This window comes from Paenibacillus sp. J22R3 (genome assembly GCF_056269305.1).
In genome coordinates, this window is sequence record NZ_JBWDNS010000003.1 from 451,438 (window position 1) to 472,659 (window position 21,222).

19 protein-coding genes are annotated in these 21,222 nt (G+C 48.1%); 1 reads left to right on the top strand and 18 read right to left on the bottom strand.

Going from position 1 to position 21,222, the window contains the following annotated elements; all coding sequences use genetic code 11:
- Positions 1 to 58 precede the first annotated feature (58 nt).
- From AC0YN4_RS16855 to AC0YN4_RS16925, 15 genes are all read right to left on the bottom strand, one after another.
- Positions 59 to 1,741 (bottom strand): response regulator transcription factor, encoded by a 1,683-nt coding sequence (locus AC0YN4_RS16855; protein ID WP_475836231.1) that lies wholly within the window; start codon positions 1,739 to 1,741, stop codon positions 59 to 61.
- Positions 1,742 to 1,749: 8 nt separating this feature from the next.
- Positions 1,750 to 3,501, bottom strand: coding sequence for a sensor histidine kinase (locus AC0YN4_RS16860; RefSeq protein ID WP_475836232.1), 1,752 nt, complete (start codon positions 3,499 to 3,501; stop codon positions 1,750 to 1,752).
- A gap of 181 nt (positions 3,502 to 3,682) precedes the next feature.
- Positions 3,683 to 4,765 carry a Gfo/Idh/MocA family protein gene (locus AC0YN4_RS16865; protein ID WP_475782246.1) on the bottom strand — a complete coding sequence of 361 codons (1,083 nt, stop codon included), beginning with the start codon at positions 4,763 to 4,765 and terminating at the stop codon, positions 3,683 to 3,685.
- A 25-nt stretch (positions 4,766 to 4,790) separates the two neighbouring features.
- On the bottom strand, positions 4,791 to 5,849 hold the full coding sequence (locus AC0YN4_RS16870; protein WP_475836233.1) for a Gfo/Idh/MocA family protein: 1,059 nt from the start codon (positions 5,847 to 5,849) through the stop codon (positions 4,791 to 4,793).
- Between the two features lie 116 nt (positions 5,850 to 5,965).
- On the bottom strand, positions 5,966 to 6,271 hold the full coding sequence (locus tag AC0YN4_RS16875) for a hypothetical protein (protein ID WP_475836234.1): 306 nt from the start codon (positions 6,269 to 6,271) through the stop codon (positions 5,966 to 5,968).
- Positions 6,272 to 6,424: 153 nt separating this feature from the next.
- On the bottom strand, positions 6,425 to 7,060 hold the full coding sequence (locus tag AC0YN4_RS16880; RefSeq protein WP_475836235.1) for a GDSL-type esterase/lipase family protein: 636 nt from the start codon (positions 7,058 to 7,060) through the stop codon (positions 6,425 to 6,427).
- Between the two features lie 56 nt (positions 7,061 to 7,116).
- Positions 7,117 to 9,240 carry a serine hydrolase domain-containing protein gene (locus tag AC0YN4_RS16885; RefSeq protein ID WP_475836236.1) on the bottom strand — a complete coding sequence of 708 codons (2,124 nt, stop codon included), beginning with the start codon at positions 9,238 to 9,240 and terminating at the stop codon, positions 7,117 to 7,119.
- Between the two features lie 31 nt (positions 9,241 to 9,271).
- Positions 9,272 to 10,342, bottom strand: a complete 1,071-nt coding sequence (locus AC0YN4_RS16890; RefSeq protein ID WP_475836237.1) for a DUF5808 domain-containing protein — start codon at positions 10,340 to 10,342, stop codon at positions 9,272 to 9,274.
- The gene (locus tag AC0YN4_RS16895) at positions 10,339 to 10,740 is read right to left on the bottom strand and encodes a GntR family transcriptional regulator (RefSeq protein WP_475836238.1); all 402 of its coding nucleotides are present in this window, start codon (positions 10,738 to 10,740) and stop codon (positions 10,339 to 10,341) included. The genes AC0YN4_RS16890 and AC0YN4_RS16895 overlap by 4 nt, the downstream gene beginning before the upstream one ends.
- 230 nt (positions 10,741 to 10,970) lie before the next feature.
- Positions 10,971 to 12,266 (bottom strand): glycosyltransferase, encoded by a 1,296-nt coding sequence (locus AC0YN4_RS16900; protein ID WP_475782253.1) that lies wholly within the window; start codon positions 12,264 to 12,266, stop codon positions 10,971 to 10,973.
- Positions 12,267 to 12,691: 425 nt separating this feature from the next.
- Positions 12,692 to 13,474, bottom strand: coding sequence for a GNAT family N-acetyltransferase (locus AC0YN4_RS16905; protein WP_475836239.1), 783 nt, complete (start codon positions 13,472 to 13,474; stop codon positions 12,692 to 12,694).
- Between the two features lie 21 nt (positions 13,475 to 13,495).
- A complete protein-coding gene (locus tag AC0YN4_RS16910; RefSeq protein ID WP_475836240.1) occupies positions 13,496 to 14,851 on the bottom strand; it encodes an MEKHLA domain-containing protein in 1,356 nt (451 codons plus the stop codon).
- Positions 14,852 to 15,098: 247 nt separating this feature from the next.
- Positions 15,099 to 15,461, bottom strand: a complete 363-nt coding sequence (locus AC0YN4_RS16915; RefSeq protein ID WP_475836241.1) for a hypothetical protein — start codon at positions 15,459 to 15,461, stop codon at positions 15,099 to 15,101.
- Positions 15,462 to 15,488: 27 nt separating this feature from the next.
- Positions 15,489 to 15,677 carry a hypothetical protein gene (locus AC0YN4_RS16920; protein ID WP_475836242.1) on the bottom strand — a complete coding sequence of 63 codons (189 nt, stop codon included), beginning with the start codon at positions 15,675 to 15,677 and terminating at the stop codon, positions 15,489 to 15,491.
- 62 nt (positions 15,678 to 15,739) lie between these two features.
- Positions 15,740 to 16,573: a hypothetical protein gene (locus tag AC0YN4_RS16925; RefSeq protein WP_475836243.1), complete on the bottom strand. Its 834-nt coding sequence runs from the start codon at positions 16,571 to 16,573 to the stop codon at positions 15,740 to 15,742.
- A gap of 619 nt (positions 16,574 to 17,192) precedes the next feature.
- On the opposite strand from AC0YN4_RS16925, the gene AC0YN4_RS16930 reads away from it, so the two are divergent.
- Positions 17,193 to 18,380 carry a GGDEF domain-containing protein gene (locus AC0YN4_RS16930; RefSeq protein WP_475836244.1) on the top strand — a complete coding sequence of 396 codons (1,188 nt, stop codon included), beginning with the start codon at positions 17,193 to 17,195 and terminating at the stop codon, positions 18,378 to 18,380.
- A 210-nt stretch (positions 18,381 to 18,590) separates the two neighbouring features.
- Here the strand turns inward: AC0YN4_RS16930 and AC0YN4_RS16935 are convergent, their stop codons facing one another.
- From AC0YN4_RS16935 to mutY, 3 genes are all read right to left on the bottom strand, one after another.
- Positions 18,591 to 19,088 carry a GNAT family N-acetyltransferase gene (locus AC0YN4_RS16935; protein WP_475836245.1) on the bottom strand — a complete coding sequence of 166 codons (498 nt, stop codon included), beginning with the start codon at positions 19,086 to 19,088 and terminating at the stop codon, positions 18,591 to 18,593.
- A gap of 107 nt (positions 19,089 to 19,195) precedes the next feature.
- Complete coding sequence (locus AC0YN4_RS16940; protein ID WP_475782260.1) at positions 19,196 to 19,828, bottom strand: bifunctional 4-hydroxy-2-oxoglutarate aldolase/2-dehydro-3-deoxy-phosphogluconate aldolase; 633 nt, start codon at positions 19,826 to 19,828, stop codon at positions 19,196 to 19,198.
- 68 nt (positions 19,829 to 19,896) lie between these two features.
- Positions 19,897 to 21,213 carry an A/G-specific adenine glycosylase gene (mutY, locus tag AC0YN4_RS16945; RefSeq protein WP_475836246.1) on the bottom strand — a complete coding sequence of 439 codons (1,317 nt, stop codon included), beginning with the start codon at positions 21,211 to 21,213 and terminating at the stop codon, positions 19,897 to 19,899.
- Positions 21,214 to 21,222: the final 9 nt, after the last annotated feature.

Consider the following 21,222-nt stretch of genomic DNA (forward strand, 5'->3'; position numbering starts at 1 on the left):
TTTGACCTTGCTATTTCATCATAAGGTGAGCGGCAGGGGGCTCGCTCTATAAACATCTTTACATGCTTCTGTTTTCTTTACGATCTCTTCGCAATAGGACCGATTCCCGATATTCTTGCGGTGTGCTGCCCGTCATTTTTCGGAAAAAGGCCGTGAAATACGACGGAGATTCGAAGCCGAGCCGCAGCGCAATTTCATTCACTTTCATCTGCGTTTCCTCCAGCATGTGCTGCGCGGCATCTGCTCTTGTCGCATTCATATAGTCAGACAGCGTCCGTCCTGTCAGCTGTTTATAGAACCGGGAGAGATACGAAGGGTTAAAATAAACCGCCTCCGCTATTCTCGCCAGCGACAGATCACGGCCTAAATGCTCGGCGATAAACCGGTGAATCCGTTCAATAATGAGATGCTCGCCTTTATTCTGCTGTTCCTTCTTCTGCGCACATAGCTTATGGACAAGCGCTAACAGCTGCTCCTCGGACGCGCCAAGGTCAAGTGTCCATGCTTCTTCATCCTGTTCTCCCGAGGGGCGAACCTGCGTCATTTGCGTAATAATAACGAGCACGAATTGATAATATCGTTCCATGCCAATAAGGGAATTCGAAGAGAGATTCACCTCAACATGGGCATAGAGCTCCGAAGTCAGCTTTGTAGCTGTCGCCTCATCACCGATTTCCAAGCTCCGCTGCAAGGCATCGAGCTGCTTGTTGAACATCCCCGTGGACAGCTCCGCTGATGGATGCGGCCGCTCTGCCTGAATGACTTCATCCATATCGCCCAGATGAATAATGGACATGGGCTGACCGAAGAGCGAGCATTTCTTCATCGACGACTTCAATCGTTCGAATTCCGCTGCCGCCCCGTCCCATTCCACCGCTGCGCGGCTGATCGCAAACGATACGTCCGCATTCAATGCGATGCGGCATTGATCTTGAACGGGCTCCAGCATCCCTTTTAGATACTCCGAGATATCTGCCCATTGCGTGAACCCCTCACCGTTCTTAAACATGCCCGCTTCTTCCGCAGGCTGAATAAACCATACGAGTAAAGAGGAGTCATGCACAACCGACTCCACATGAAAGTGGGATGGCAATTGCTGCTGCAGCACCTCTTGAATGGACAGGTGCAGATTTAATTTATCGGTGTAGGTGGGCACGTGATCATAACGATCCATCCTTCCGACGATCATCATCACATTGTCCGGCCTGCTCAATCTCATGGTCAGTCCTGCAAAATAAGGAGTCTGCCAGAGATCGAGTGCTTTCTCCCCGAGCAGCAGCGCTTCAAAAAACTGTTTCTTGAGATGGGGCTCTGCGACCGTTAACTGCTGCTTGGCCTGCTCAAGCGCTGCCTGCATTTGGTTCGCTTGATCCAGCTTGTCGATCGCAGCATGAACTGCGGCCACGATCGTTTCGATGCCTTCGGTTTTCAGAATGTAGTTGTCTATATTCTTCTGAATGGCGCTATACACATAGTCGAATTCGCTATATCCCGTTAACAGGATGATTCGGCAAGCCGGCCAGTAGAAGAGAATATCATCCGACAATTGCAAGCCGCTCTTCCCCGGCATCCGAATGTCGCTGATAACCAGATCGATCTTGGTTTTCTTCACAATGGCGAGTGCTTCAAGAGGCGAATACGCTTTACATACATCGAGCTCTAACGATTCCACATTCTGAAAATGCTGCACAAGGCCGTCAACGATAGCTGGTTCATCGTCTACAATGAGTAATCGATACATGGAATCTCTCAAACTCCCATCTCGTTAAAGTGAATGATAATGTCAGCCTTTAGCCCGCCGAGTGCGCTGCGAGACACAAAGATGCCGCTGCTCTGCCCGAATTTGAGCCGGATGCGCCGGCACACATTGAATAATCCTGTCTTCTCTTGTGTCGCAGAAACATCGTCAAGCCGTTCGCGAAGCAGTTGAAGCGCTTCGTCCGATAAGGCTTCACCGTCATCTTCGACGGAAATGCACAGCGTATTGTCCTCGTATCCCACTGTGACGGCGACATTCCCCCGTCTCATGCCATCCTCGAAGGCATGCTCAAAGGCATTCTCCACAACCGGCTGAATCAATAACCGTGGTACCAACAGAAACTTACATGCCTCAGGAAGTACAGCAGCTTCAATGTTTATACGATTCGAGAACCGAATTCCCTGAATGTCGCAATAATCCACCGCATGCCGATATTCTTGTTCCAGCGTGACCTCGTCACTGCCGCTGCGTGTAATAAATTGATAGTAGCTGCCGAGCCTTTGTGCCAGCGTCGCCGCATTCTCAGCATCACCGCTTCTGCTGATCATGTAGATATTGAAGAAGCTGTTGTATAGAAAATGGGGATTGATTTGGGATTGGAGCTGCTTTAATTCGGAGTGCTGCAGGGCGATTTTCTGTTCATAATTTTCTTGAATGGAGCCTCTAAGCTTGTCTACCATACGGTCGAAGCTTCGGTAGAGATAACCGAATTCAATATCCCCTTGCGGACGAATGGATATATTCAAATTATCGGTTTCCAGTATTTTGAAGGCTTGAATCAATCGCTTAAGCGGCCGATGAATCATGACGTTGACCGAGAAGGAGAAGACAATCAGAACGCCTACGGAAACCGTGGATAAGATAATATACCAGAAATTGAACGTCCGAATCGGCCCGAGCACTTCGTTCTGATTGATATAAGTGAAAATCGTCATCCCGAACATCTCAATACCGCTGGATGTAATCAGATACTTATGCTTGCCGAGCCTCAGCGTATCCGTACGGATGGGATCCGCCAACGTGGTATTGCTGTTGCCAGTACTAGTAACGTGCTTCTGAATTTGGCTGAAAATATCTTGGTCCATTTTCACGGCGATCGTGGTTGTAAAATCATCATTGGTCAGCGCAGCGCCGGAATCCTCATAGTTCTCAACAAATCGGCGCAGCGTCTCTTCAAGCTTCGGCTTCGAAATTTCCATATACGAAACAATTCTGCCGTTGTTGCTCGAAGCAATAAAGTACAGCCTGCCGCCTTTGCTGTAGAATGGTTGTGTCTGATCGGACTCTCGGTATGAAGCTATTGCCTCGTATTCCGCGTTAGGCAGATCCCTAATACCGGCCCTGACTGAAAAAGTCTTATCCAGCGACTTCACGTACACACCGCTGTTTACTAGAAATTCACTTGAGTTCTGAATCAATAACAGCCGCTCCCGCACGTGATTCACGAGCTGAAATTGTTCGTAGCCTTCTAATCTCTTACCAATGAAGCTCAGCTTCTGCAGATCAGAATCATTCATGAACTGAAGCTGCAAATTACGGATAAATGCAATTTGATCATTGAGCTGACGGGAATAGAACTTTACGTTGGAGTTAATCGAGTTCGTATATTCCTTCTTGATGAAGGATGCGCCTGTTGTATTCATACGCAGATTGATTAGGAGCAGGGGAACAATCAGTAAGATGAAAATAAGAATAACCTTCTGATACACATGCAGATTTGCCAATCTAAACTTCGTTTTCATAGGCGACCCATCCCCTCGACTTTCCCCTTCTGCTACTGGATCCTGTTGCCTTTTGTCACATTATCACTCATTTACAAAAATTTTGCACTGCAATTAAGTAAGCTGTATGGATGTAAAAAAAAGCCAGCATGAGAACCATAGGTTCTCAGCTGACTCTTTGTATATCGTAGTATACCTTGTATTATCGGGTATTCGCAGCAGCCCACGGCTGTGTTTCCGTTTGTACCGGCCTGCCTGTTTCGAGCGCTTCATTGATCTTAATACTCAAATAATGATCCTGCGATGCTTCTGCTAAGCTGTAGAAGCTTGGCCCGCCATTCGCATAATCAGCCATCTTCGCAAGTGAGGTTGCAATCGCGATTTCATCATCCGTCAAACGGCCCGGAGTGAACGGATTGCGATAGACCCACTCTTCACCGGCAAGGATGCCTTTGAAATAATAGCCTTCGAGATTCCCGTTCTCCCCTGCATTCTGTCTGCGAAGCTCCATCTCTATCGGTGTCAAATAATCCTTCAAGTAACGGATTTCCTTATTGTTGATTTCACCGGACTCTCCGCGCACCAGCAGACGCTGACTGCGAATCCATGAGAAGTATTGATCCCCTGTGAAATCATAGATTCCTAGTTTGCCATCAAAAGCGAGCGAAGCAATGACTTGGTCGGACTCAATAAGCTTGTGTTCCTTCGGATCGCCATCTCGGCCAGGTCCATTCACCAGCGGTGAACGAAACCGTGAAGCTTGGATGACTGCATTCTCGAACGTAATGCCAAGTAATTGGCGCAATAGGCTAATACCATGATATCCGTGCGCGGCCGATACCTGTGCTTGCGACACCGTTCCGAGCTTACCGGACTGCGCGATTGCAATGCGCGCTGCGTGAAGCGGCTGAAACAGATATTGCTCTGCAACTTGAATGCGGCTGTCGCCAAACTTCTCATTCAGACGAATAAGTGCTTCTACATCAGGTGCCGGCGGCGTCTCGGATAGAACCGGCATTCCTGCCTGTGCTAATTCTTCGATTACGCCCGGGTTCGCATCCCATGGTACCGACGACACGACAAACAGCGGGTCGGCCTGCTCCAGCATCGCGGCAGTGGTGCGGTACACAGGTACTTGCCAAATGGCGGCCAGCTTCTTGGCTTTCTCTTCATTTCGGACTACGACACCGCTTACTTCAAACTGTTCGGGCAGCTCCTTGGCAATGCGCAGATAAAACTCCGTACGCCAGCCGCCGCCAACAATTGCAAATCGAATTCGCCCCATCTATAATCCCTCCGTCGTCACTTCACTAGAGCTTCCTGCCGTCTCGGCCTCCGCCTGTCCCACTGTATGCAATCCCCGGTTTCCAATCCGGTTCAACCGGTGCTTCGAATGCATCTACGGGGAACGTAACCTTGCAGCGATGTCTGCTGGATATGTACGCACCTTCCACAATTTCAAGCGCCAGTAAGGAGCTCTCCGGGATCGAATAATCCGTCTCCCCGGTCTCGATTCTACGAGCCATATTCTCAAGATGTGCCTGATGCCCCGTAACGGCCAGCTCTTCGGGAATAATAAGCTCGCCCTTCGGAAACTCGGCGTTCAGAATGTGATAGCCGTTCTCCCAGCCCCAGAATTCAATCTGTCCCGCAGTTCCTATTAGGCGGAATAATGTATCTTTTCCCTCGGTGTTAATACGCACATGGTCCCCCGTATTCATGACTACCCGAACACCGCTCTGCGTTTGCCCATACGTGACCGCAGTTGTCTCCACCTGCATCCCGTCACGATAAGTACGCGTGCTCGATTCGCAAATGCCCATGACAAAGTCCATCGGTTCATTCCCCGTCAATTGCACGAAGAAATGCAGCCAGTGGATACCGGCATTGATGATATCCCAATTCGTATTTTGAATTTCTACGAGCTTGAGCTCTCCAATCTCTCCGCGTTTCACTCGCTCTATGATTTCCAAAGGTGTCTTCTTCGCCAGCAGACCATGCGGCACAGCCATTGGCAAATCACGCTTCTTAATTTCGTCCAAAATCCGCCGACCGGATGCCACCGTATGTCCAAGGGGCTTCTCCACGAGAATCCCCTTAAGCGGAAGTTTGAGCGCATCCAACGCCACTTCCTCATGAGAAGGCGGGAAGGTGCTTACACATACGACATCTGTGGGACAGTCGTTAAACATCTCGTTATGATCCAAATAAGTGCGGATGCCGGGAAATTGTTTTTGCAGTTTCTCACATACTTCCGGCCGAAGATCTGCGATTGCTACTAACTCGTAATGCTCTGAATTCTGTAAGGCATTCATGCTGAGCTGCCCGCCGGCTCCCCCGCCGACGACTGATGCAGTCATTTTCTTCATGAAGCTCCTCCTCATTTATCCAAGCATAATTTCACACAAACCGTTCCGCTTCAGCTCAATTGGAACCCCTTTCAATTTACCATACTGAATCTCCTAATAAATAGTACTTCTCACATTCAGCTCAAGAAATATGCGGATATCACCCAAGCGCAAATACCCACGACCGCGATGGCTGCCCAAATAAGACCGTAAATCCTCCGGAACGAAAGATTCGCTTTAGCAATTCGCAGCAAAATCTCGTTCACGATAATCAGGACGATTCCGATAAGCGAATATCCGCCCCAAATGGAAAGCAGCTTAATAGCTGACTCGTTGGTATCGTTGAATAGAAAAGCGATGGCGAGCAACAGCAGCGCGCCGAGTGTTGCGAGCGTTAATAACGCACGAGTAAAGTATGCCAGCAGCTTCATTTGTACCTCCACAATAAATCGTATTTATCCATAATTTTGAATGCCTCTTTGCCATCCTCCTATGTATCTGACGAATGTACAAGCACGATGGTTGCGCTAAACTTGTTGGAAACTGACCGATACGATTGCGCTCCTAGCTGACCTGGATCGGCCTAAACGGACCGTTTATAAATATCTTTTCAAATTATTGAGAATGACCGTGTAGGCGTTGGGCCATAAATGAATGCCTTCTACGGAGAATTCCGGCTTCAAGTTGCCGTTCTCGTCTGCTAAGCCTTCGTTCACGTTAATAAAAGAAACTCCATGCTGCTTGGCTAATTGTTCGATTGCTTCATTCGCCTCTAGAAGGTTGGCGTTTGTTCGGGTGGCAAAGATCGATTTCTTCTCGGTGATATCAAGTCCGAAGTCCGCTTGCGCATTGATGGGATAGTAGGCCATCACGAATACTTCGCACAGCGGCAATCGTGCTTTAATCTGATCTATAATGTTATTGTAGTTCACAAGCAAGGTGTCTTTGCTGTACCCTCCCGTCCCGGCGCCTCCGATATCATTCGAGCCGATATTAATAAAGAGCTTGCTTGGCTCTAAATCAAAAATGCAGTCATCCATCGATTGCAGCAGGTCCGCGGTCGTCGTACCGCCAATTCCACGATTATAGATGATGCGATCAAGACCAAGATTCAATGTCAGCTGCATTTCGTAAATCGGGAATCCTTCCATTAGTGAAGATCCTACGAATAAGATTTGCCCTTTATGGGCGTGCTGGTTCAGCAGGCGGTATTCACTCTGCTTTTGGTTCATAACGATCACTCCTGCTATAGATAATTTGTGGCTAAAGCCACCTTAATAGTGGATCATCAACTCGAGGAAATCTCGAACTTCGTGTCTGCGTCTCCGACGAAAACGATCGTTCCTCCTGCAGGCAGCGCGATCTGATCTTTGGCACCGATGACACTGAAGTAGATGCACGTTCCCTTCGCATCATAAATGGCGATAGACGAGTGGGAATCCATGTTGACCTTAATGCTCTTGCCTCCGTCTTGCTCGCTTATCGTATACCACTGGGCGTATCCGTTTGATGGAATCATAACGATTGACTTCTTACCGGCATTGACGGTGAAGGGCTTCACTGCGTCTTCGCTCACGAAGATTCTTCCACCTTGCTCCAAATATTCTATGTCGCCTTGCATGAAGAACATTGCATCTGAGAGATCCCGACCGCTCATACCCGGAATTTGCAATTCGGAGACCGCCGTATTCGGACCCGTTATTCGCTTATCCAACACGTATCCCGGCAATTGCTTCGACACATTCAATTGGCTCGGAGGAACAACCAAATAAAGGACTGACGTATACTTTTCGTTCAACAGATAATACTTTTTGCCGTCGCGCTTATTCCATGCTTCCTTTGTCTCTCTCGGGAGATCTTGGGGCTGGAGTTTCTCTGCGGAATATATAGACAAAGCTGTCTGCCCAAGATTCGGCAACGAAACGTATTGACGAAGCCAAAAGTAGGTGCGGCCGTTCTCCTCCGTCACGAAGCTAATCATCGTATTCCCATCCGAACTTCGGAACTTGCCGTCCGTCGAATACATGTAGGTCTGGGCCGGGTTATCTGGCGTCTGTTCCGAAGTGATGGACATAGCGCCGTCTTTGGTAATCTCGATGTTAATCGTTCCAATGTACGAGCCATAAATTCCCGAATACTTTAGTACGGACTCCGGCATATCGGCTTGTACAGGCACGCCGTACGTCTTCTCAGCCTTGAATTCGGCAATTGTCCCTTTCTCCTTCAGCGCCTGAAGCAGCATTTCGCTCGCCAGAAGTTCGTCATATGTGCTGTTCCCGCCGGAAGTGACAACAGCTGCCGCCATGTCCTGCTCGGGAAGCACGACGAGTGAGGCGTGATAGAATTGTGTGTCTCCGCCTTTGGTCAGCGCCTTCATCCCGTATTCGCCGAACGGATACAGATTGACGCTGTCCCAGCCAAGACCATATTCGAATGCAGTATCCGCATCGTCGGGCCACAACGGCGTCTTATACTCGTCTTGCGCCATGGCCGCAATCGATTTACCAGATAAGACTTCTTCCGCTTCCCCCATGAAAATCTGCGAGAATCGGGCCATATCTTCCGCCGTGGAATAGATGCCCCCCGTTCCAATCAGGTTGACCGTCTCGTTGGGAAGCTGTCCGGCATAGGTCGGATAGTAGAGCCCCGCCATCTTCGCAGCGTTCGACGGGTCGAGCGGCGTCTCCGTATTGGACATACCCAAAGGCTGCGTAATATAGCGATGAATATAAGAGGTAAAGTCCATGCCGCTCACACGCTCGACCAGAATCTCGGCCAGCGTAAATCCGTCATTGCAGTAAACGGAGTAAGCGCCAGGGTCCGCCTTCAACCTCTGTCCGGACAGTTGCTTCAGCAGTGTATCGTAGGCGTACGTATCGTTATCTTCGAATAGAAAGGCGTCCGTAAACGACGATCCGTTCAGTCCGGAAGAATGATTCAGCAGCATGCGCGGTGTAATCTGCTTGTAGCGTTCATCCTTCATCGTAAACGCAGGAATATACTGGACGATCGGCGTATCAAGATCGATTTCCCCTTGGTCGACCAACTGCATGACGGCAACCGCAGTAAACATTTTACTCGTCGAGCCGATGCCGTACATCGTGTCTTTCGTAAGCGGCTTCTGTCCCTGCTCATCATTTTTGCCGGTTTGGCCGGATACGACGATATGTCCATGATCGATGATGGCGTACTGCACGCTGTTCGTGCCGTAAGTTGTCGTGAGGAGATTGGCCTTCTCCTCGGCATCTTTCCGGGTTACTTCATACGTAGTAACAGCACTTGGCTTGCTTTCTTCGGATGTAAGCTGGGCCACTGTTATATTTTGCGTCTCTGCAGGTGCTTGATTGCCGTCACAGGAGGTTAGCAGCAGACACCAAGATAGCACAGCTCCCGCTATCCATCGCTTTTTCATCAGATGAATCCTCCTTCCGGAGATTCTATAGTTATATAAAATATACAAACATGAGAGTGGGGATCGTCAGATAGGCTATCGTCGCGACGGCAAGCATCTTTCCGATCGGATTGGCCATATTAATCGTCCAGCCGAAACCGTAAATGTTCGGAACGATCCACGCCGGGTCATCAGGGTTCACGTAAATGCTGCCAAGCCACTTCCAGTGCCTTTCCTCCAGCGACGGAACATCCCTTATCTGATCAAGACCTTTGATTCGCAAGTAAAGCATGACACCGAGCAGCGCCAAGGAGAGCGCAGCACAGAGCGAGATGCCGGAGCGGAAGAGCAGATCTCCCTTCCAACCGTACACCATTATGGCTTGCACCACTCCTAGAAATACAACCATGAGGAGCGAAGCGCCCCAAGCCAGAATCGCATGAATGTTCTTGAGCTTCAATTGTTTTTGCAGCGAACCTTCACGGTCCTCGGGATCCAGCGATGTCCTTGCGCGACTAATCATCAGATGATAGCCGACGAAAAAAACGATATCCAGCGCTTGCAAAACGTTTAACAAGAACACGGTCTGCACGGATTTATTTTTGTAATAAATGCCGAGTTGCAACCATTGCGGAATCTCATCCCACCTCGCAATGGCAAAGAAAATGCATAGCGCCATCAATACAATATGTGCCGAATACCACCAAGAGCTCAGCATCGAGCCATGCGTCCGTCCGACTGCGAGGCTTGCTGCGCGCTTCGTCGGCACGACAACTTGCCAACCTCTGGCTGTCTTTAAACGCTGCGCGGACATCCGGCTAATCCAAATAGCAACGGCCGACGCAATGATTAAAAGCAAGATGGCCGTTATCCAACACAGAAGACTCCGCGCCGGTTGATGATTCACCCATAAGAAGCAAGCTCCTCCGATGACGACCGCCAAACCGCCGGTGAGCAAAACGTAATTCCGGCGAATGCCTCGGACGGTCGCATCCTGCAAGGCCTCTGCCGGCAGAGCGATGCCGAACAGCAGGGTCCGTAAGCCGATATAGACCTGTAAGATGAGCATCAGCGCAAGAATCAAATAACTGCCAGACATCATGATCATCACTTCTTGTGTCAAGGCTGTTCCCCTCCGCGATTCGTAATAATATCCCGGTAAACCAACTTGCTCTGCTCCGCGAATGTTTCCTCCGTCATGCCGCGTACCGCAGCTGCCGCCGCAAGTGACCGCAGCTGTTGCTTCAGCTTCTCCTCGAACGCCTCCGTCACGCCGGGCATCCCGTCGGGCTGAACGATAACACCTTTCTTCCGGTGTACTTGAAGAAAGCCCTCCTGCTTGAGCAGATTATAGGATTTGTTGACGGTATGAAGATTGATCCCTAAATCCTCCGCCAAGCTCCGAACCGACGGCAGCGAATCTCCCGGTTTCAAGGCACCTGAGGCGATCCCCTCGACGATTTGGTCAACCAGTTGTGCGTAAATCGGCGTTTCCGATTGCAGATCAAGCTCTATGAACATGAATATCTCTCCTTATGGCAACTGCGCTTCACGTGAATAGTGACATCGCGAACAATCAATTGAAGCACGATTTCCTTGAAGATCCCTACGGAGTACCCCCATCACCTGCTTCGTTTACTCATCTGTTATATTACATATATAACACATATAAAAAAGACAAGCAAGAATCCGTTACTACAACAAACGAAAAAGGAGCTGCACCGTGGCCAGCCCCTCTACTATCTTCGCCTCTATCCTTCGCAGGTGCCGTTATCAGCCAGCTGAATGAGGTAGTTCATTGTTTTCCCAATGGCATCAGCGGATTGAAATTCTTTGGACAAACGCGAAACGTTTTCTTTGTAGTGTGGTTTGTTCAGCACGTCCCTTACTGCATGCAGGATCTGTTCTTTGTTCGGCTGGCCGGTCTTCAAGTTAACCCCCACGCCTGCCCAATGCACGCGCGCACATACCTCTGGTTTATCCTCGGTTTTCCCGGCAGTGACGAGAGGTACGCCATAATTAATCGCCATCTGTACACCGCCGTATCCGCCATTCGTGACAATTGCATCTACATAAGGCAGAAGCTCATGATGCGGAATAAAGCTTTCTAGCCGCACATTGCTCGGTAACGGGATATTCAGCCTATCCGTTGGTTTGCCGCCGGTAGTTGCTACGACCAGCACATCTTCCTCGGCTAATGCTTGAATTGTAGGAATAAGCAGCTGATGGAAATTTTCGTTAGCGATCGTACCTTGCGTCACATGGACAACCGTACGATGCTTTAATTCTTCCCACCATGAAGGAGGGGTGAATTCGCCTTGCCTAGCCGGTAAGAATGGTCCGACAAACTTCACGTTAGTAGGAATATCACTACGTGGGTATTCAAAAGAAGCGGTTGTCCCCTGAAGGAACAGGTCGCTCATCATTGCCGGCGCATTCATTAAAAAATGCGGCAGCTTGGGAACGCTTAGGCTGTACATTAACTTATCGACATGCTTCTGTACGTCACCAAAGACAAACTTCTCAACTAGACCGCGCAACAGATGATTGCGAATTCTCCCCAATGCGGTTGCATTTGGCGAAAGCCCTAACCCATAAGGCGCAACGTCGCGACTGCTCAGCGTTAAGGGTAGAATTCCGTATACAGCTGTTTTCGGAGCCTTGCCAGCCAGTTGCATCGGGAGCATCCCCGTGAATGCTGAATCCGTGATTACGACATCGGCAGGGAAGTCGTTCAGAATTCCTGATAAATCCTCGTTGTACCCAATCATTTCATCGGTGAAAATATGCTTTAAATCAAACTTGAGTTGATTGATTCCGGAGAAATTAGCTCTTCCGGGAAACCAGTCTTCCAATTGGCTATCATCGTAATCCTTCGCCGCCTGCACCTTAGTAAAGCGGGCGCCGGTCATTTCAATTTTTTGCTGGTATTTCGAGGTACTGTACCACATCACCTCATGACCCAGTTCGACTAATTGACGTGCGATCGGCAATCCGGGACTGATGTGACCATGAATAGGCACAACTGCAAATAAAAATTTAGCCATGATTTCTCTTCTCCAATTCTAGCTACATGCTTATTGATGGAACAATTATTCGAATTAATGGATTTTAATAATAAGATTTTGTATTTATGATCATTTGTTCGCGGTGAAGAACGTCCTTAAAAGCTTTAATAAGAGGCTCTCGGAGTACTCCAGTTCGAATGCGGAATCGAAGTGATCTTCCATCGCTCGTTATTTTTTGATTTATATTCTCCTATCTATTCAAATTATTGATAATTATTTTGAATAATTAGTGTAATATTAAATTTCACATACAACAAATCACAAAATAATGAGTTGAATATAAAATAAATTATATGTTTTATAGAAATCACTTCATAAATTTCCAAATGCAAAAAGGCGATCAGTTTTTCGCCGACCGCCTTCAAAGGCATTATCTCTGTGTAGTTCTTCGAACTATAACATTTCTAGTTTGCAAAAAGATGAATCGTCAATTCTTCCTTAAATCCCACTGAGGGATAAACGCTCATTGCCATCGGAGTAGCGATAATGACCACTTCTTTGACAGCTTGATGTTGTAGATCGCGCAATACATGAGCAAGAGCCGTTCTTGCATAGCCTCTTCTACGATAAGCAGCTGGTGTTGCGACATTATAGATTCCCACAACCCCATCCGCCTCGAACGTCGTAACGGTAGTTACCGGTTCACCTTCCATATAGGCTACATAGTGTTGGAAAGACTTGTCCTGAGCGGGCCCATCAACAAATATTTTACAAAAAATCTCCGCCATGGTACCAGGGATATCAAAACCGGCTAAAGCTATTGTTCTGTAGAATTCAAGTTCCGCCTCTGATCGAACGGGCCGGACTTCAAATCCATCAATAAATAGATCGGAGGTCCAATCATCCAATGATAATCCGAAACCTGTCATCTCTTCTATGGATTGAAACTTGTTAACCTGCAAAGCATTGTCAACGAGTTCATCAGGTTCATGGGAATAAGTCAACCAAATGAGCTTCATTCCTTTTGCGGCATAAGCCTCTTCAATTTCTTTAACTTCGTCAATAGGGTCTTTGGTTTCTGAGCGTTTATAGGTTAATACACTGTTAATTGGACCTAACGCAATATTGGACTCGCAACGCTGAATGCGGTCTTCTTGAACGAATGTAAACACCCCGCTGCTTTTGCTCAACTGCTCATAAGCCTTCACATAATTATCCACGATCAATTCTTTCCTGTTACTAGCCATCAATCAGCATTCTCCTTGGAGTTAAATATAGCGATATTCTCGAAAAGCGGCGGCTTGACCATGATTCACACCACTTTCGTCGATCAGATTCCACACCGTTGCCTGCTGGACATAGAATCTTCTGCCCGTGCTGGAAATCCGAATTCCCGTATAATTATCGACGAATCCATGCTCACCTACATTTGTAAATAAGCGATCCCGCTCCTCCCTATCCGCTTGCTCTGTCGTCCATCTTGACGGCGTGCCCATGAAAGCATTCCAATCCATTTCCCACAGTTCCTGTGCGGCGAGATTGCTATAATTCAGAATCGGATCCGCTTCCGGCCCATGAGTCAGTACGACGAGCGGGGCATGGTATAGCTGATTGAATTCATCGCCTGGCATCGCCTTCTCGTCTAAGAGCATTTTCCCTGTCAGACGCTCGTAACTATCTATGATTAATCGGGCATACTCATTTGTCGCTCCAATTCCAATCAGTTCTTTACTGTTTTTACTAGTATTCTTATGATGTTTACTTAAACATTTAATAAATTCATTGATGGCCAGAACATGCTTGTGCTTGGATTTAATTCCGATCAATAAATCGTTATGAATGGTCATATGATCAAATACTAACTTCCACCTAGGCTTTGTTGTCTTGTGATCCTTCAGCATATGAACCGGAAGCAGGCTTATCCCCACACCTTCTTCAATCGCTTTTAATATTAACGGCATGCTCGGGATGACATGAGTTGGATTGATTAGCGGTCCTTTTTTGAATATTTCTTTCCAATATTTTCTGATAATAGGGAGTTCAAGACCATAGCTAATCCATCGTTGCTCCGAAAGCCAGCTCTCCATATCCTTCAAATGCGTACAATCCGGCACAACGGTTTCATAAGGGGCAACAACGACAAAGCTCTCCTCCATAAGCCGCACGTACTCAATGCCAGGCGTTACAAATTTACTTGGCGTTAATATGATATCCACACGATCTTCTTTTAGAAGCTCCAATAGTTGTTCGGTATCACCGAAATAGGAAACGATATTCCATTCCATTTGGGACAAAGAAGCCATAACGATCTCGCCAAACAACTCAGGTGTCGTACCGATTCTAATCGTGTTCCTTAATGGAGACAAATTATGTTTTAATTCCATCGTTCTCTCGTCTAATGCCTCAATATGAGGTGCAACATGAGCATAAAGCTGCTTACCGCGTTCAGTTGGAACTAATTTTCGCGAAGTTCGAAAGAACAGTTGTTCACCGACTCTGGCTTCAAGCGAGGCGAGGTGCTGGCTCATCGCCGGCTGCGTCATAATCCGGGTCCTCGCGGCCTCTGAAACCGAACTGTGTTTATAAATGGCAATAAAACTTCTGTACCATTCAAAATCAACCATAACTTCTCCTTCCCTATCACACAATACCTTCAATTGTAAGTTTCTCTCACATACCAAACAAATAAATAAATAAATAATGCTGCATGAATAAAATAATTTATAGCTTTTATTTATGCCTTATCGTAATTGCCATAATGTATCATGATATGGCTATTGTTTGTACTATCGTTATGTTAGGCGGGGTATAACAAATGGTTATGAGGAGAAGTTATCGGATGAAATAGCCCGTTGTTGAGTGGGAGTCAACCTATTCGTTCATAATTAATTCCGCCTTGCTCTCCACGATCTGCGCGACCGCTTGTGCCGTCTTCTGTCCGCTGAAGAACGCCTCGGATTCGGACATGATCACATTGTCGAGGTCAGAAGGCGTCCTAACCCAGTTTGTAGCGTTCACGAGCTTGCTCTTCAGTTGCTTCAACATCTCTGCCTCGACTGCGACGGCAGTTCCTGAGTCCGTCTGAAGCGTGCCGGCAGCCATCAGGGGCAACTCGTCCAGTTCGACCAAATCAGGGCCTTTACCAGCGAGCATCGTGGTATTGGTTACGGTCACGAACTTATCCCTGTACGCCAGCACTTCGCCCAGATCCTTCCCGGACGCCGGCGTAGCCAAGAGGTTGATGTCGACGCTCGGATGCAGCTACTCGTACTGCTGCACGATCGTTTTCAACTGATTACTCAGAAGATAAGTGACGAATGTCAGCTTGACTGGTTCGGATGCTGCGCCAATCGCGAATTCCTTGGCTGGCGCGTCAGTGCCGCCGCCGGCATTGCTGCAGGCGGCAAGCAAGAGAGCGATGACTATCGGCGTATATGCCATCTTTTTCACGATTGGTTTCCCTCGTTTCTCGAATCAAATCTATCTGAATTTAAACCCAGCGGTATGCTTCGTTATCTGATTACATAGTTCGGGCGAATGTACTGCCGCTTAAACCCTGCCCGCTGGTAGTTGCAATAAGACTTATTCTGATTCTCTTGTCCTTCGGACGGTTGTCCGGTTTCCGCAGTGAATCCAATAACACCTGCATCAATCCCATCCGTTATCCGTCGTTTAATGATGGCGTTCTGGGCTCCTCTGCCGCGATATTCGGATACTGTTGCATCAATCCCAAACCAAGCCCAATTATTATCGATAAACATAGCTCCGCAACCCACTGGAATTTGACCATCGTATGCCACGTAAACGTTCCATTTGGGTCGTCCAACCAATGCCGAGAACCACGGGATAACTGACTCAGGCAAGCCGAACCCTGCCTGCACGCTATAACCGAAATCTTCAGCGTGACGCGGCATCATCAGCTTGACTTCAATTGAAGATGGCTTGGGATGACTTTCCGCAGGCCTTGCATCCCGGTAGAATTTGGCCAGACCGTTCCCGGTACGATTGAATCCATTTGCTTGAACTTGTTCTTCAAAGGTAACAGGACGCGCAGCCGGTGCAATTTGCAAGGCGTATGACGGAGCCGCGTGTTCATTCATCCATGCAATCGCCAGTTCCAATTCTGCTTGGGTTGCAGGATTATCGATGCCTAATCCCAGAACCCGGTTGAATTCATAAATTGGCGTCCCCGGATCCGAGAGGGCAACGCTAGTACCCAAACGCGTACTGGAGTTCTTGGAATGTCGGACATATTCGTCTGGCGCTGCGGCAAATAAATCAAACCATGCCTCTCGTTCAACTTTTTCAATTGCGATATGAACATGATGATCAAGAGCAGTATTCATTCTGGTATTCTCTCCTTTTATCTATCTCTATCATTGCTTAACTGTTCCTCTTATCGCTTGGCTTGCAGGTAGAGAGTAATTACTACTGCCGCCACGCTATCAAAGGTCATCAGATCTGTATATTTAATGTAAGGTTTTATTCCATGCACAACAAATAATAAAATAAGCGGGAACTCATAAAATAATTTATTAAAGCCAGCCCCATCAGATAAAACCGACAAGCCACAATAAAAAGGCACAAGCCCGGTACAATACCGAGCTCATGCCAAAACGTATTGATTTTGCTCCACCTTAGCCTCCAATTTTTAACTTTGTAATGTAATTGTAATATTCCCTTCATATTCCTTTCATATTAAGCCCTTATAATAAACACATGACCCCCCTTTATTATATATTTTCTCTTGTGCCTGCGGATATGCCGCAGGCCTTTTTGTTTTTTTAAGAGAGTTTCCGCTGAGAATAGTAGAAATTGATGGAACCGAGTAATTATTTTGTAAGAATTAAATCCGCTTTATGTTGGAGCCAACTTAAGTGAGCTTCCCAGACAGGTGTATAACACTCCACCAGTATTTGTTATAATCAGATGGAATCGCTATTCCTACTTAAGCAGGTGCACAACATGAATTTATATTTAGATGTACGCACGATTATTATTGCGCTTGGAATTGGTTATTTATTAGCGTTATTACTTGCTAGCGCCTATTGGCTGGATCGTACGAATTTAGCATCGATCAAAAATTACCTGTTGGCGAAATGTTTGCAAATTATGGCTTGGTTTAGTATGGCGCTTCGAGGAGACAGCGTACCGGAATTTGTAACCATTAGTTTGGCGAACTCTATTCTATTAGTAGGGACTGCCATTGAAATCGTAACCCTCCTGAATCTTCATAAACCAATTGGGCTCAAGACCAACAAAAGATTAACGACCTTTACTATATGCAGTATTATTGGCTTTCAATTGATCCTGCTTCTGCATAACAAGGAATATATACGCATTGCCTATATCTCTTGGGTCATAGCGGCATTGTTAATTCCTTCCTATCGGCTGCTGAAGCGAGGATCAACTGTGCTTATGAGAGTTACCGGCAGTCTATATATGATTGCAATTGTGATTTTTCTGGCAAGAGGAATAATTGCTTTACAATCCGTGAAATCGGCTAGCTTCTTCGTTCCGGGTATCTTTCAATTGATTTCGATATTGGGGATATTCCTGCTTACGGTTCTGGGGAGTACTTCTTTTGTATTGCTATTGAAGGAGAAAGCCAATCAGGAATTAGTCCAGTTAGCGAGCTATGATGATTTGACGGGTACACTGAACCGCAGAACGTTTACAATCCAAGCGAAGCTGGCTCTTGCTCAGTATGCGAAGAAGGAGAAACCTGTTTCCTATCTGCTATTCGACATTGATTGGTTCAAAACCATTAATGATACCTATGGTCACCACGTAGGCGATCTGGTTTTGCAAGACTTGGCATCACGGGTCAAGCGGCAATTAGGCAGCGAGGATTTGTTCGTCCGGTATGGGGGCGATGAGTTTGGGCTAATGCTCCCGGGAACGAATGAAGCCGAATCCACTGAACTTGCCGAACGAATTAAACAATCACTAAACGACTCGCTCAGCGAGAGTCAGCTGGTACCTTATACGATTAGCATAGGCGTGCTCACCGTAGTGCCGAATAAGCACACGCAGCTGGAGACGTTATACGCAACTTGCGACAAAGCGCTTTACACAGCAAAAAGTAATGGGAGAGATGGTGTGTTTCGCAGCCAATCCGAGCAGCTTCATGAAGCGATTGCTTCGTTTTGACGCACGTAATCGAATTGTAATATTCCCTTCATACTTCTTTCATACTCTCCTCATCTTTTCTTCATAATCGCTCTATATAATAAGTGACATGACCCCCCTTTTAAAATATATGTTTCTCTAGTGCCTGCGGAGATGCCGCAGGCCTCTTTTTTTGCCCTCGGCCTCCGTTCAGACCCATAACCGCCTTCGCGAGAAAGGCGGTTCATGCGCTCATATGATTTTCTGAAGTTCAATTTCGTCATGCAGGGGAATGCCGTAAAATCCTTCAAGCGGGATTGCCGGCTTCCGCTTCCTAGCCTCATCAACTGCGTTTGGGTGAAAGGCTATTATTCGGTACCCAAGCCTCTGATAAAACCGTAATGCATCTACATTATCATTGGTTGTAATGAGCCAAATGTGTTTAAGACCAGCCTGCTTTGCGATTTGTTCCACAACAGCTATCAATTCACTTCCAATCCCGTTGCCTTTGATAACCGCATTAATGCTCGTCAATTCACAGTCATCATCTGCAAGTTGATAAGTAGCTGCTCCGACTCTTCCACCATCCATCCAAGCAATGACCGCTTCCACGTCCCGGAGATGATGTTCCTTTCCTTTGCTGATTACCGTTTCGCCACCAAACTCGTTTACCCAAAGCTCTTTCAGCCATTCCTGATCCTCGTTGGTTGAAGGAGCGAGCACTTGGATAATACTCCTATTATTTCCCATTTAAATCACCCCTTTTAGTTTATCACCGGCCAGCAGAGAAATTGACTGGGTGATAAAAAAAAAAGCGCGGCAGGCTGCCACGCTTACATTCTCATGCTACCGGTCGTTTACAGCGCTTTAGCTGCATCAGCAAACTGACGCGCACGCTCCGTCAGCAGGTCAAACCGCCCGCTGCGCACCCAATCCAAATTCACAAGCTTGCTGCCCATGCCTACTGCACATGCACCGGCTTTGAAGTAATCTGCGATGTTGTCCAGATCGACGCCGCCCGTTGCGAGCATCGGGATTTTGTCCAGCGGTGCGCGGATTTCGGATAAGTATTTCCAGCCGAGTGTGCCCATCGGGAAGATCTTTACCGCTTCGGCACCGGCTTTCCATGCACGAACAATTTCTGTAGGTGTCATAACGCCGGGCCATACCGGCACACCGTTTGCATACCCATATTCCACGACTGACTCATCCAAGTTCGGGGAAATCAGAAACTGGGAGCCAGCTGCTACGGCTTCCTTCGCCATATCCAGATCAAGAACGGTTCCTGCGCCGATTCCGGCTTGGTCGCCGTATTTATCGCGCCAACGGTTAATCATCCCGGCAGCACCTTCGGTATTCATCGTAATTTCCATCAGGGTAATGCCGCCGCTAATCAGCGCTTCGGCCGCCTGGTCTGCATATTGATCCTCGATATAACGAAAAATAGCTACAACCTTCTCTTGCTGCAATCGTTCCAGCATTTGACTCACGTTTAAGCAGCCTCCTCATCACTATGGACAATCCTATAGATCATTGTAGAACGAGACCTTTACGAAAATCAATCCAAACCATTCCAATAATCGCGTAAAATACGCAAAAACACGTTCGGGAACGCAAGCTCCTTCATCTGCTCAGGACCGATCCAGCGATAGTTGGCCGGCGCTTTTCCTTCGGGCAGCCCGTATGATGGGGCAGTTTCTGCGGCAAGATGATCAGTTACATTTGATGTGGCAGCCTTCGCGTCAGCCTCAGCTTGCTGCTGCCAGAATCCGAATTCCGCGCGGAATACCTGCACGTCCCACACGATGTGGCTGAACACATGCTCCGTTTCGCCCCACCAGCTTGTCGGCCTGACAAGCAAGCCTTCCTCCGCCGATAACACGCGGCTCAGATAGTCGGCTTGGGCCGCGTGGCGGTTCATCAAGCTGCCTGCACCGGCGGTCGGTGCTGGAACCTCGGCGATGGAAGCCGCTGCGGTTTCGAGCTCCGCCGCAGCTGCGGCTGCGGCAGCTTTGCCTCGGCCCTTGCGCTTCGCGGCACCGCCGCTATCCCCGGGCAGCGCAAGCACATGCGGCAGCTCCCACATCTGGGCGAGCAAGCCGCTCTCCGGCCGCTGCCGCACGAGCAGCTTGCCTTCATGCGCGCCGCTGCCTGTAATAATGGCAGCAAGCCGCGTTTCCGGCCGCGGCGGCTTTGCCTTGGTCTTAATCGGCAGGATATGCTCTTTCCCTGCCATCCTGCCTTCGCAGTGCATCATCACCGGGCAAGTCAGACAGCCCGGTGACTTCGGTGTGCACACAAGCGCTCCCAGTTCCATGAGCGCTTGGTTGAAGTCACCCGCTGAGCCTTCGGGAATCAGCGATGCCGCCAGCTTCTCGATGCCGATCCGCGTAGACGGCTTCGCAATGTCTTCTTCCAGGCAGAAATAGCGAGACAGCACGCGCATGACATTGCCGTCCACTGCCGGCTCCGGTCGATTGAACGCGATGCTCATAATCGCACCTGTCGTATACGGCCCAACTCCGCGCAGCGCAGCTACCGCTTCTTTATTATCCGGCACGACGCCCCCATAGAGGCTAAGCACCTCACGTGCCCCAGCCTGCAAATTCCGAGCCCTCGAATAATAACCGAGCCCTTCCCAACTTTTCAACACCTCAGGCTCCGGTGCTTCTGCAAGCGCGGCTGCTGTCGGGAACTTCTCCATAAACCGTTCATAATACGGAATGACCGTATCCACTCGCGTTTGCTGCAGCATAATCTCCGAAACCCATACCCGGTAAGGATCGCGATTCATTCGCCACGGCAACACACGTTTATTTGCTAAATACCACTTCAGAAGTTCAATACTGAAATAGCGTGAAGCCTCCGACACCATGTTTGTTTC